At 37.5% G+C, this 14,369-nt stretch carries 7 protein-coding genes; 2 read left to right on the top strand and 5 right to left on the bottom strand.

Going from position 1 to position 14,369, the window contains the following annotated elements:
• Nucleotides 1–22: 22 nt before the first annotated feature.
• A complete protein-coding gene (locus FBR08_RS04260; RefSeq protein WP_233266236.1) occupies nucleotides 23–2,779 on the top strand; it encodes a DEAD/DEAH box helicase family protein in 2,757 nt (918 codons plus the stop codon).
• A gap of 287 nt (nucleotides 2,780–3,066) precedes the next feature.
• Here the strand turns inward: FBR08_RS04260 and FBR08_RS04255 are convergent, their stop codons facing one another.
• Complete coding sequence (locus FBR08_RS04255; RefSeq protein ID WP_158961571.1) at nucleotides 3,067–5,445, bottom strand: outer membrane beta-barrel family protein; 2,379 nt, start codon at nucleotides 5,443–5,445, stop codon at nucleotides 3,067–3,069.
• 219 nt (nucleotides 5,446–5,664) lie between these two features.
• A complete protein-coding gene (locus tag FBR08_RS04250) occupies nucleotides 5,665–8,049 on the bottom strand; it encodes an outer membrane beta-barrel family protein (protein ID WP_158961570.1) in 2,385 nt (794 codons plus the stop codon).
• 350 nt (nucleotides 8,050–8,399) lie between these two features.
• Between FBR08_RS04250 and FBR08_RS04245 the strand changes: the two genes are divergently transcribed.
• A complete protein-coding gene (locus FBR08_RS04245; RefSeq protein ID WP_158961569.1) occupies nucleotides 8,400–8,711 on the top strand; it encodes a helix-turn-helix domain-containing protein in 312 nt (103 codons plus the stop codon).
• A gap of 132 nt (nucleotides 8,712–8,843) precedes the next feature.
• Here FBR08_RS04245 and FBR08_RS04240 read toward each other — a convergent pair whose 3' ends face one another.
• From FBR08_RS04240 to FBR08_RS04230, 3 genes are all read right to left on the bottom strand, one after another.
• Nucleotides 8,844–9,836, bottom strand: coding sequence for a beta-ketoacyl-ACP synthase III (locus FBR08_RS04240; RefSeq protein WP_158961568.1), 993 nt, complete (start codon nucleotides 9,834–9,836; stop codon nucleotides 8,844–8,846).
• Between the two features lie 157 nt (nucleotides 9,837–9,993).
• Entirely contained in the window at nucleotides 9,994–10,890 is an 897-nt protein-coding gene (locus tag FBR08_RS04235) for a helix-turn-helix domain-containing protein (protein ID WP_158961567.1), read from the bottom strand.
• A 307-nt stretch (nucleotides 10,891–11,197) separates the two neighbouring features.
• Complete coding sequence (locus tag FBR08_RS04230; RefSeq protein ID WP_158961566.1) at nucleotides 11,198–14,359, bottom strand: efflux RND transporter permease subunit; 3,162 nt, start codon at nucleotides 14,357–14,359, stop codon at nucleotides 11,198–11,200.
• Nucleotides 14,360–14,369 lie beyond the last annotated feature (10 nt).

The raw sequence follows: 14,369 nt of genomic DNA, 5'->3' as shown, positions 1-14,369 counted from the left end.
TTAAGGAAGAAAAATCAACCATTTGAAAAAGTTTCCAACCCCTATTGCATTCAAATATCCTTGGCGCGACTACCAGCAAAAAGTGCTGGATCAATTAGAAGCGCATCTAAAAGACAATAAATTACACGTTGTAGCTCCTCCCGGATCAGGAAAAACGGTTTTGGGATTAGAAGTGATTCTGCAACTCAATAAACCCACGTTGATATTAGCGCCAACCTTGGCAGTGAAAAATCAGTGGATTGATCGTTTTTGTTCGTTGTTTTTACAAGTAGAGGAAGTGCCCGATTGGATTTCAACTCAAATTACATCCCCTCAGTTTCTTACTGTTTCTACCTATCAAGGATTACATGCCGCCTTTAATTATTTAAAGGAAGATGAAGGAGAGCTTGATGAAGATCAAAAAGAAGAAAATACAGTTTATACCAATGCGAATGCCAAGGCAATTATTCAACAATTAAAAGCAGTTGGCATTCAAACCTTGCTTGTTGATGAGGTGCATCATCTGCGAAAAGAGTGGTGGAAAGCTCTAGATTTATTGGATAAAGAATTGAAAGCAACTGTTGTTGGATTAACCGCAACACCACCCTATGGAGCAGTAGATTTTGAATGGCAACGGTATATTGGTTTAGCAGGACCTGTTGATGAAGAAATTGCAATTCCTGAACTTATTGTTGCTGGGGATTTATGCCCGCATCAAGATTTTATTTATTACAGCACACCCTTAGCGGAAGAGCGAGAGAAAATTCTCTATCACAAATCCATTGTTTTTGAGGCTTTTACTCAAGGAAGAACAGATGCAGATTTGGTAAAAATACTCAAAAAATCAACTCTTTTTCAACAACCGATGCATCACTTGGATTGGATTTATGAAAATTTGACCACCTATGTGGCTTGTTTAATCTTTTTGAAAGACGATGATAGAGAACTCGATAAGGTACACTTAAAAATAGTGGGATTGGATCAAGATGAACTCCCCTCTTTAGATCTTGTTTGGTTTGAAAAAGTACTGAATTTCTATTGTTTTCACGGACAAGATTTTTTTACTGTAATCCCAGAATACGAAGCACATAAACGCAACCTACAAGCAAATTTGAAGAAAAAGGGATTGATTTCCTTTCGACAAGTTCAATTGGTAAATGATAATAAAGGGGATGATTTACTGCTTTCTAGTTTGAGTAAATTAGAAAGTATGGTTCGAATTTTAGATTTTGAATACGAGCTTTTAGGAGAGGATTTGCGTATGGTCATCTTAACAGATTATATCCGAAAAGAGTATTACAGCCATACCGTAATTCCGCCACCTGTTTTGTCTAAATTGGGTGTTTTATCTATTTTTGAAACCCTTCGTCGGACCAATCGAAAGGGAATTCGATTGGCTGTATTAACGGGATCTATAGTTATTGTTCCTACGCTTTGTGTAGAAACGCTGAATCAATGGGTAAAAGAGAAAGGACGGGAACCATTTTCTAGTCATGTCTTTTCCTATGATGATCAGTATGCCGCTTTGCATCTCACCTCTGGGGAGAAAGCAGATATTGTTAGTTTAGTAACTCGGTTAGTACAGGAAGGAAAGATAAACGCTTTAGTCGGAACCAAATCATTACTCGGAGAAGGTTGGGATGCCCCTGCGATTAATACCTTGATTATAGCGAGTTCAATTGGTGCTTATATTACCTCGAATCAGATTAGAGGACGTGCCTTTCGTATCAATCCAAAAGACGAAACTAAAACAGCTAATATTTGGCATTTGGCTTGTTTGGATACTGATGCGATTGAAGGAGGGAAAGACTGGAGCATTGTCCATCGACGCTTTCAAACGTTTGTTGGTATATCAAATAGTAGCATACATGAAGAAACCAGTATTTCAAATGGAATAGATCGTTTAAGAGAAGGAAATACCAAGAGAGTACTCGATCCAACGTATAGGGAGAAACAGAATCAACAGACGTTGGATTTTGCCAAACAACGAAGTGCATTAAAAGCGAAATGGCTAACAGCCATTCAAAAGGGAAGTCACTTAGTAGAAGGAGTGAAGGTAACTTTTTCATCGTCAAGAGAAAGAAGAAATATCGAACAGGCGAAGCGATTTTACACGAACAAGACCATTGTTTCTGTTTTGTTTACTGTTGTTTGTTCTGCGATTCTATTTTTAGCCTATCAATTTATCGGATTGGGAAGGGGAATTCTTATGCATGGAATTAGTTTGTGGTCTTTTGGATATTGGGTTTTTCAAACCTTTGTTGTCGGATTAGGCTTTCGCTTTGGATGGAAAGGGGTGAAGTATTATCGCCTATATCGAAAATTTGGCGATATGCGAAAAGATGTGCAAAATATTGGACTAGCCCTCTGTAATACGCTTTGTAAATTCGAGATTATTTCTACCCCAACAACAAAATTACACGTGATCAGTGAATTAGAATTTGGTGGAGGTGTATTCTGTTCGTTAGAAGGCGCAACTTTGAGAGAAAGCAATGTATTTGCCTCATGTATGAAAGAAATTTTATCTCCTATTGATAATCCTCGTTATGTTATTGAACGAAAAACACTCTTGCCTATTCAAGATAGCGAAGCTGATTTTCACGCGGTTCCCACCTGTTTAGGCATAAACCGAAAACAAGTCGATTATTTTTCAGATCAATGGGCCAAATTAGTAGGAAAGAATCGCGTTGTTTATACCAGAACACCTGAAGGAAGAAGAGCGTTGTTGCATGCACGTACTTTTGCAATTGCCAATCAACTACAAGAGCCTCGAGTAAAACAAGAACACCAATGGCTATAATAAGAACGTCCCTTGTATGGACATACAAAGGACGTTCAACTAACTAATCAATTAAAATGGGTCATCACGCCATTTTTATAAAAGTGCTTCAGACTTTGATATTCTTCGGTGAAGAAGAGAAGAAAGCGAAACAGACTTTCCTGTGAATTAAAATTTACTTTTTTCCAGCAACACCTTAGCTACGCTGGAATCTTGAACTATTGGTCGTTCTTGTTTTTGTTTTGTTACAGTCTTTGTAAAAATAATTTTGTTAAATTTTATTAAGTGAATCGAGAGGCTAAAACGGGCTATTTACTGCTTCGGCTTTTATCTTCAAAATTCGCCTCTTTAATGCTTTTTTTGTTGGAGCTATCTCCAAAAGTATAGGTTGCACCAATGGTCAATCTTCGGCTATTCCAGCTGTTGGTGAAGTTTTGTACGTTGTCATTGAAATAACTCGTTCCGTTGGATTTACCTGTATTGAAGATATCGTATAAGGTAACATTGAGGTTGAGTTTCTTGTTCAATACATTCGCTTTAACTCCTGTAGTCAACGCTGAATACGAACCATATTTAGTATTGTCTGATTTATGGGGTACTTGGTGATACCAGTTTAAAAATGCATGTAAGGTTTTAGCGGTATTCACCGTAAACGTGTTTTGTGAATAGTAACTAAAGTATACTCCATTTTGGGGAATTTGATTGGCTATTTTATTGCGGTAATAAGAACTCGAATAGTTTGTATTGACTCCTGTACTGGTTTGCCACCATCCTGTTATTTTATCGCTATATGAAAGGTCTAATCCATAGTTGTCACTATTCAACATATTGTAATAGGTACTGATAAAAACATCGTCAATTAAGGTTGAATACTGATCAAACGAATTGGTAATGTGATAGTAATTTAACCCCACAGACAAAGAGCCGTGAAAGAGGTAATTCAATTCGAAATTATCTGTAAATGAAGGGTCTAATTCTGGATTTCCGCTGTTGTAGGAATAACTATTTGCATAGTAGCGGAATGGGTTCAAAATGCCAGAGTATGGACGGTTGATGCGCTTAGAGTAATTGAAGTTGAACGAGTGATTCTCATTGGGATCATAGGAAATATAAGCAGTTGGAAACCATTTGCCATATGATTTTTTAAATGTTTCATTCGTCTCTACTAGATGACCTTCTACTTCTGTTTGCTCAAATCGCATTCCTCCTTTAACACTCCATTGATCGCTTAATTTTTTGTGTAAACTGACATATCCAGCAAAGTTATCTTCTTTGTAGTTGAATCGGTTGCTGCGACTATTGTCATAAACTAAATCTTCATCAATTCGGTTGTAGTAAAATACCTTGGATTTATTGTCGTAATTCGAGTACTTTCCTCCAAATTCAACATCAGCCCACGACAATTTATACGATACATCCGCTGTTCCACTCCATACCTGATATTTTAAGTCATTGGTGTAATAAGTTGAATTGCGAAGCTTGTGTTGGGGATCGTATTCATTCATGTCTGTTGCTCCATCTGGAATATTAGAAAAGTAATTTACCCCTAAGGATAGTTTGCTTCCCAGGGTATCTAAGTTGCGGTCGTAAAATAAATTAGCCGTATGGTAAATGTTGTTGTTGGTTGCTTCTGTAATAGACTTGATGATAGAATCTGTTTTTTGCTCCGGTAAGGCTATATATTTGGATGTATTGGGATTCGTATTGTCATTTTTGTACTTGGATAAATCATAGGTCGCTCCAATTACCTCTTTGTCTGATAGCTGGTAGTTGGTGGTCAGGTTGATTCCTCCTGAAGTATAAGCCCCTGTTGGTTTAGCATAAGAATCTAAAATACGCGTATCGTTTTTAAAAGTATACGTATTCTCATTGCCGTATTTTCCATCTCCTCCATTGGCTTTCAGCATCACATTCCACTTCTTCTTTTGGTAATTTAAACTTCCATTGAGCGAATACCAATTGTAGTTGTTGTACGAATAGGAGCTACTCACGGATCCATACATCCCCAAGGATTTGTTTTTCTTCAAAACGATATTAATCAATCCACTGTTTCCACTAGCTTCGTATTTGGAAGGAGGATTGGTGATTACTTCAATTTTCTCAATATCATCCGAACGCAGGGTCTTTAAATAATTCGTCAAAGCATCCCCTTGTAAGTGAACAATCTTATCGTTAATCATAACCGTCACACTACTTTTTCCCACAATGCTAATTTTGTCATTTTGCACTTTGACTAAAGGGGTATTGGTCAATGCTTCTATGGCATCCATACCTTGAGAAGCAACGCTATTTGCCGTATTGAATACCAAACGGTCGGCTTTGCGTTCTACTAATTTCTTTTCCGCTTGTACGACAATCTCACCTAGTTCCGTTGATGATTCTGCAACAATCTCCCCTAAATCCATATGCTGGTCAATCAACATTTCTTTTGTGTATAACAATTGACCTAAGTAGTGAATGTTTAACTTGTATTGTGCAGTTGGAATATTCGTCAACGTAAATTCACCCGTTTCCGCAGTGAAGCCTTGCTGTGCTAATTGGTCATTACTTTCTTTGACTAAGTGCAACTCAGCAAAATCTATCGGTTGCTTGTCTTTATTGAGTACTTTCCCCTTGATTGTATTCTGGGCTTGCAGGAAGGTAATCCCGCAAAAAAAGGCAATAAAAAAGGTGATTTTATTTTTCATAGTGATAAGGTTGTTCTGTACTTATTAACAATGTTGATAAGTTTGTTAACAAGTGGTGTTTTTTTTGTTTATAACTTGATTGATGCTTATAAGTAGTCGTTCTAACTATTTTGTTACTACTATTTTAGTATTGTTTATAACTTTTGCTTTTAAAATGTTTTTATTGCTTGTAAATCAGGTGTTTCTGAAAGTTGTTAACCAGGTTATGAACAAGTCTTTTTATTTTCTGTTGATAATGTCTTTATTGCTTCCTTGACGTTCTTTTACTTGGATTTTAGAATTTCCAAAGCTATAGCTCAAGCCTAAGGTGAAATAGCGATTGTCATGATACATATTGTACTGTTGTTTTACACCATCTGAAGTTGCTTGTGCACGTAAATGGGAAGTTCTTAAAATGTCATTCATATAAGCAGAAATGTTTAATTTCTTGTCTAACATGGCGTATTTTAATCCTAAGTTTAATCCGTACATCGGTTTTAATTTCCAGTTTCCATTGTTTAATTTCGATTGATACCAAAAGTCGACTTGAGCCTGAAACGTTTTGTCTGCATTGAGCTGAAGCGTATTGTTAGAGCTAAAATAGTACCCCATTCCATCGTGAGTGTCTACCTGAACATCCTGAATTAACTTACTCGAATTGTAGAACGCCGATAGTGTGTTTTGGGAGTTTAACCAATGCCAAGTGTCAAATACATGGGTGATACTCAGGTTGGTACTAGCTGCATCAAAAATGTTGCCTTGTTTCAATACTTGGATATGGTTTTCGGTGTCAATGTTTGAATATTGAGAAGCAAGATCTGTTACTTTTGAATAGGATGCATTAATAAATAATTTGTTCTTGAAGGTATAGTTTACGTTCATTGCATTTACATACGTAGGCTTTAAGGCTGGATCTCCCGTTACATAGTTGTATTCATTGACATACCAACGGAAGGGGTTTAGTTGCCAAAAACTCGGTCTGCTGATACGTCGATTCGCACTCATGGAGAGATTGTTCTCCTCATTGATTTTATAACTTACATAAAGCGTGGGGAAAAGTTCGGTGTAATTCGTCTTTTCTGTGGTTTGCGTCGCTATTGATTCGCCTGTGGTTTGCGTGCTCTCTACGCGTAAACCCACCTGAGCTTCCCATTTTTTTCCAAATGATTTTGATGCACTTACGTAGGCGGCTTGAATGTTCTCTCTGTAAATAAAGTGATCGGCTTGTATGATTTCAGGTAGCGTCGTTTGACCATTGAAGGTAGAAGAGTTAGCATTGTTAACTGTTTTTACAACGCTCACTTTAGCTCCATAAGATAAGTTGGCAAAAGAAAACGGGTGTTCTAAGTCTATTTTTGCACTGTAATTGTCTATTTTCTGATCTCCTTCGGTTTGAGCTTGTTGGTCATTGTTAACAAAGTTATCAACATAGTGCGTATTTGTGTTGAAAACTCGTGATTTATTGATTTTGTAGTTAAAGTAATCCAAGTCTAAATTTAGTTTATTACCCACAGTATCAAACTTATGTGTCAGATTTAAATTGATGGCGTGATTGTTGAAATCTGGACTCGATTTTCCTTTCGTATTGATGTTTTTAATCAAGTTATCAACCGAGTTATTCACATCGACTTGATTGTTATCTGTTGTTTGTTGCGTGTTTTTACTTCCTCTATATTGAACGCCGAATCCAGTTTTAGGTGTCGCTTGATAATCCAACTGAAAACTACCCGAAAGGTCTTTGTTCTGTTTTGTTTCGCGATAAACAGTATTCCAAGTTTCTGTAGGATAATGCAAGTTCATTTTTCCAATTTCTTGGTTGTAACCCCTACTGGCATTCATTGCACCAGCAAGGGATAGCTTGTTTTTGCTGTAATTGAATACATCGCTAATTTTCCACAACGCTTTATCTGTTGCTTCAAAGCCTGTGCTGATCTGATTGTTCCACGAATTGTGTTTGGCTTGTTTTAATACAATATTGATTAATCCGCTGTTGCCACTAGCTTCGTATTTTGCTGGTGGTGTGCTGATAATCTCGATCTTTTGAATGGTTTCAGAAGGAATAGTTTGCAGGTAGTTCATCAGTTCTTCTCCTGTTAAAGGCAACATTTTGTCGTTAATCATCACTTGCATGCTGCTTTTTCCGATTAATGCGATTTGATCCTTATCCACCTTTAGTCCAGGGGTAAGCTTTAAAAGGTCTTTGGCATTGCTGTTGTTTGCGTGTACAGATTGTTCAATATTGAACACGGTGCGATCTACTTTTCGCTCAAATACTTTTGCTTGGGTAGCCACGACAATTTCATCTAGCATTTTGTCGTTTTGAACAGTCAAAGGTGCTAATGTCACATCCTGAGTTAGGGTTATGCTTGTTTCATATTGCGTGATTCCGAGATTATTTACACGTAAAGTATAAGAATCGGAAGGGATGTTTTCAAACGAGAATTGACCTGTTTCATCCGTGTAGGTATGTTGAAGTAGCTTCTCATTTTGGTCAAGTAATAAAATTTCGGCAAAATCAAGGGGTTGTTGGCTGGGATTGACAACGGTGCCAGAAAGTTTAACTTGTGCAAAGCTGACACAAGAAAGGGTGAAAAACAGAATAAAAGTGCTTAGTTTAGTTTTCATCGGTTGGTTTATTTGATAGATAGAAGACTAAAGCTATGCCAAGGGATTAATGTTTGTTTAAATTTCTAATTTTCAGTATCTTGTATTTTTTGATTGGTGAGGGGGTGTTCATTATCGAACAGGAAAAGGGCAAAAGTGAACATAAAAAAAACTGCTTTTGGGGAAAGCAGTTTTTTCGTTAAGCATATATGAATTTTTTGAATATCAATTTTCAGTCATTCATTTTAAGCTTGACATTGATTTTGTTGTTTATGTTAACCAAAGGTACGATAAAGTTTAATAAAAAGGAACTAAAATATAATAAAGTGTTACCTTTGTGTGAGATAATTTATTAAACTACGAGGTTTATTATGCAAACACCAGCACAAAAATGTAAAAATCAATCAGAAAAGATGCGTACAAGGCGAAAGGAGTTAGGTTTTTCTCAGGAATATGTAGCGATGAAGCTTAATATTTCACAAAAGGCCTATTCTGATATTGAGAGTGGAAAGACAAAATTGAAGAATGATGTATTAAATGAGATTGCTATAATTCTAGAAATCTCTCCTTTTCAAATTTGCCCTATTGCATGTGATTGTACTTCAGATTTACAAACAAAGCACGCACAACTTGTTCAATATCTTCAAGAGAAAGGTGTTGACTTCCCAGAGGAATTAAGTTAATAGCCGTGCAATCTAACCAGAACCTATCGTTTACATAATTATAAACAAAAAGAGGCCTCCGATGGAGACCTCTTTTTTATTTATTTAGTACAAATGGCGGGGGTTTCCAATAAAATCCCGCGTCTTTTGATTTTATATATTCCACTGTAATAAACTCGCACCCCAAGAAAATCCTGCGCCGAAAGCAGTAAGCAAGAGTAAATCCCCTTTTTGAATTTGATCTTTAAATTCCCACAGACATAGGGGGATCGTAGCGGCAATGGTATTACCAGAATAGGTAATATTATTTAAGGCTTTGTGTGTTTCGATATCCAATTCTTTACCGACAGCATCAATGATGCGTTTATTTGCTTGATGAGCAACGAGCCAATTGACGTTATCAATGGTTAGATCATTCTTTTTTAAGAGCGTTTGACAAGCTGCACTCATTGCGGTTACCGCATTTTTGAAGACTACCTTGCCATCTTGTTTTAAATAACGATGCTCCTCATTCCAATCTTCAGCGTCATGAGGATACAAGGAACCTCCACCTTTGATGTTGAGGTATTCGATTCCCTTGCCATCACTGAGTAATAAAGCATCTAAAATTCCAGTCTCTGCAGAAGGCTCTAACCAAACTGCACCCGCTCCATCACCAAATAGAATATTGGTTGAGCGATCTTTGCTATTTACATACGTGCTAATTTTATCTGCTCCGACAACCACGACATTTTTGTAACGACCTGTTTCTACTAAAGCTGCCCCCATATCTAAAGCATACAAAAAACCAGAACAAGCTGCATTCATGTCGAAAGCCCATACGTTTTTGAGGTTTAGCTTGTGGCAAACGATATTGGCTGTTGAGGGCATGGGCATGTCAGGGGAGGAAGTCGCAATGAGAAGTGCGTCAATATCCTCTGCGTTTTTTTGATATGCAGCACACAATTCTTTTATAGCGGCTACAGCCATGTCCGATGTCGCTAGACCATCTTCTAAAATTCGGCGCTCTTTGATTCCCGTTCTCTTCATGATCCACTCGTCAGAAGTGTCCGATAAACGTTCTAAATCAGCATTGGTGCGTCTTTTTGGCGGTAGGTAACCCCCAAGGGCCGTTAGTTGAGCATATTGTTGTTTGTTTTTTAACATTGTTGTTTGTTTTGCGTCTTATATGCAAATAATAGTTACTTGCGTTTTGAGCTGTTTTTTCCATTAAAGGGACTCAAATCTCGCTATTTTTGCGGAAATATTAGTGGTTAAATAAACGGAATAAGTTGTCTAAAAGACGCATAAATTTTATTAAATGTTAATTTATTAACTTAAATTCTCTAGGTGAGATTCCTGTACTGTTTTTGAAAAACTTACTGAAAAGCGCGACATCTTGAAAATTGAGTTCAGTGGCCACTTGAGTGATTGAATTAGTAGGGTTTTTCAACATAATTTTCGCCTCTAAGATGATGGTCTCTACAATAATATCCTTGGGCGCTTTGCCAAATACTTCCGCTATAATTTTCGTTAGGTGCTTGCGACTGATAAATAGGTGATCCGCATAGAATTGTACACTTCGCTCTTTTTTGAAATGAGAGGAAACCAAAAAGAGGAAGTTTTTGGTTAGCTCTTCTTTGCGAAGGGTCTTTTTTTCTGTTTTTGCTAAAACTCTTTTGTTGTAAAAATGACCCAATTCGTACATCAAAATCGAAAAATGATGGAGAATCAATTGATGGGTAAAGATATTGTCTTTGTCAAAAACAAGTTTGTTAAGTCGCTTCAAATGATAGTTGATTTCCTTGATAATATAGGTATTCAAGGGTAATATCTTGGGATACTGAGAAGAAAAAAAATGAAATAGATTGTTCGATTTTAAGTGAAATCCCGCATCTAAGAATAATTCTCCACTGGCAAAAAAAGCTTGTACGCTAAAGTCTTTGGTAAAGTGGATAATTTCAAAGAATTGTTGAGGTAACACCACGAGAATATCGTTTTTCTTTACTTTGGTGGGCTCTAAATTAATGGTAATCTCACATTCACCCGAAGTGATGAGAATTAAGCCAAATGAAGCAAATTTATAGGGTTTGCCAATAACAAAATACTGGCTGTGTTTTGGGCCAATCTCTACTACTGCTAGTCGCTTGTCAACAATGAAACGCTCATATCGATTTAAGATATCAGCAATAGAGTAAGATTGTATATAATTATTTTTCACGATTAAATGACATAGTTAAAGCGATAAAAATAAGAAGTCCGACGGAAAAAAAAGTTGTTTTAGGTTAAGAACTGATCTTGACTTTTTTGATTGAAGTGAAAATTAACTATTTGAGTTTGATTAAAGGCATTTTTAAGTTGCATAGCAGGGCTACGGAATGAAAAAATGACAAAAAGCAGGTTCAAAAAAGCAGTTTTTTAACCAATTAGAGAAAGTCAAGAGGAGTTCTAAGAAAAAAATAGAGTAGAAAATTTACTTTTCTACTCTATTTGTATTTCGTTTTATCTAGATCAACGAGGATGTGCGCCTAGTGATGATCTACAAAATGATGGTTAGGCTCATAGTCCGCTTCCATTTCTGCTTGATAATCTAGCTTTTCTTTTTTGCCAAATCGCTTGCCTATTTTATCGAAAATAGAGTAGATGATTGGCACGATAACTAGGGTGAGCAGCAAGGAAGACAGTAATCCACCAATGATAACCACAGCTAATCCGTTGTTCATTTCTGCTCCTGCGCCATCGGCTAATGCAATCGGTACCATACCGATAACCATGGCAATTGTCGTCATTAAAATTGGACGTAAACGCGCGTGGTTTGCCGCAATTAAGGCGTCGTGTACACTATCACCCGCTTCGACTCTGTGGTTGGCAAAGTCCACCAGCAAAATGGCATTCTTACACACTAGACCAATCAGCATGATAATCCCTAAAATGGTAAAAATGTTTAAGGAAATATTGGCGATGGCCAAGGCTAATAAAGCGCCAATAAAGGACAAAGGCACAGAGAAGATAACGATGAACGGCTTAGAAAAACTGTCATAAAGTGCAACCATTACCAGATATACTAAAATAATAGCCGCAAGCAAGGCAATTCCCAAAGTACCAAAACCTTCTTCTTGATCTTCCATTGTTCCGGTCCATTGGTATTTTACTCCTGGTTTTAAGGTTAACTGATCAAATTGAGGCAACCAATCATTGGCAATATCTCCAGGGGAACGCCCAATGGTTTGGGATTTAATGGTTACTGACGGACTCTTGTCTCTGCGCTCTAAAATAGAGGGGCCTGAACTATAGCTAACCGTAGCAAATTGTTCTAATTTCACATCTTGACCTTGGTTGTTTTTGAAGTTGATGGTTTTTACATCGTCAATCGTGGTTCTCGCATATTCCTGGAAGCGAATGTTGATATCGTATTCGTATTCTCCCGCTCGGTATTTTCCATCCGTGTTTCCGTTAAATGCGGTTTGCATAGTCATCCCCACGGTGTACATATCTAAACCAAGGGCTGCCATTTTATCGCGATCGACTTGGACATTGATCTCTGGACTTCCGGTTTCTGTAGTTAACTTCGTTTCCATTGTTCCTGGAATCTGATCCAACAAATCTTTGGCCTGAATGGCAAACTCCATCGCATCATCTAAATTAGAACCTGTAATTGTCAAGGCTAATGGGGCTTCTTCAGCACCAATTAATCCCACAGGAACTGTTTTTACTTTTACCCCTACCATCAAGGGAGCTAGTTCTTTTTTCAATTTTGCCGCATAGACAAATGAACTTTCGCTTCTTTCCTTCTTGTCCGTTAAGATTACGTGAATCTCCGATTTGTATTTGGTCGCTTGACTTCCTCCGTATCCTTCGGAAGATTGCCCAACGGTAGTAATCATATCCACGACTTCTGGTTTGGTACGCAAGAAGGCCTCTGCTTTTTGGGTCACGAGATTCGTCTGCTGTACAGAAGCATCTTTGTCTAATTCTAACTGAACTAAAAATTCTCCTTTATCGGTTTTAGGGAAAAATTCTCCTCCAATATACCCCAACGAAGGGAGACCTAAAGATCCAAAGAAGGCTAACGCTACAATAAAGAGAACAGTAATTGTATTTTGTGTTGAATGTAAAGACCAAACCAATAAACCAGAAATACTGTGTGTAAATGAAGTTAATCCTTTTTCAAATCCGTGTAATATCTTTCCAAAGAAAGAGGTTGGCTTGATGACTTCAATTTTCCCATATCTCGAGAATAACCAAGGAACAATCGTAAAGGAAACCAACAATGACAACATCGTTGCAATGATTACTGTTACACAGAATTGCTTGATGATATTCGGCACTAAGCCAGAAGACATGGCAATAGGTAAGAATACGACAACAATAACTAAGGTAATGGCCGTTACGGTGAATCCAATTTCTTTCGCCCCATCAAAGGAAGCGCGAACCTTGTTTTTACCCATCTCCATGTGGCGGTGAATGTTCTCAATTACCACAATGGCATCGTCCACCAAAATACCAACAACCAGTGAAAGGGCTAGTAAACTCAATAGGTTTAACGAATACCCCAACAGGTAAATTCCTATAAAGGTCGCTACTAACGAAAGCGGAATCGCAACCATTACAATCAGGGCATTTCTAAAACTGTGTAAGAAAAACAACATCACAAAAGCCACAAGGACGATGGCCAAGAACAAGTCAAACATAACGGCATTGGCTGCTTCTAAAGTAAATTGAGAAGAATCATTGGCCGTTTTAATGTTTAATTGGATATCGGCGTAGTTTGTTTCTACTTCAGCAATGGATTGTTGTGTCAATTCACTTACTGTTACTGCATTGGCATCTGATTGCTTGATTACTTGCATCAAAATAGTCGATTGCTGATTTAAACGCGCAATTTTCTCCACTTCTTTGATGCCATCTTGTACATCGGCAATATCGCTTAATCGGATGTCTATTCCTCCTTGGGATGCAATAACTAAGTTTCGCATCTCTTCAATATTCTTGTATTTTCCCGCTAAGCGAATGAGGGTTTGTTTATCTCCCGATTTTACACTTCCCGTAGGGAAGTCTAAGTTGGAACTCAATACGGCTTGTTGCACCAGGGGTACGCTCAAACCATAAGCTTCAATTTTCTTGGGATCGAGTAAAACTTGAATCTCTCGTTCTTCTCCACCCACCAATTCTACTTTCGCTACTCCCGCTACACGAGAGAAGATCGGTTGAATCTTCTTGTCTAATAAATCGTAGAGCTCCTTTTCCGTTAAGTTACTCGTCACGCTCAAGGTCATGATCGGCAAGTCACTGAGGGAATATTTCTGTAAAGAAGGCGGGTCAACGTCTTTGGGTAAATCTTTGAGGATAGCATTAATCTTGCGCTGTGCATCGTTCAACGAGAGATCTACATTGGCTTCTGAAGTCAAATAAATCATGACAGTTGACAAGCTCTCAAAAGATAAGGCTTCTACTTTTTTTACATTCTCCAAAGAAGCAACAGCATCTTCAATCTTTTTGGTTACGGTATTTTCAATTTCCGAAGGGGAAGCTCCTGGATAGACAGTTGCTACTGTAATCACGTTTACTTCGAACTTGGGAATAAGTTCATAACTCAGGTTTTTATAACTAAATATACCTCCGAGTAAAAGTGCAATGAATAGCACAATGATAATGCTCGGACGTTTGATGGATATTTCGGCTATTTTCATATGTCAATCC

Source organism: Myroides fluvii (assembly GCF_009792295.1).
Lineage (GTDB): Bacteria > Bacteroidota > Bacteroidia > Flavobacteriales > Flavobacteriaceae > Flavobacterium > Flavobacterium fluvii_A.
This window is presented reverse-complemented; position numbering and strand designations above follow the sequence as displayed.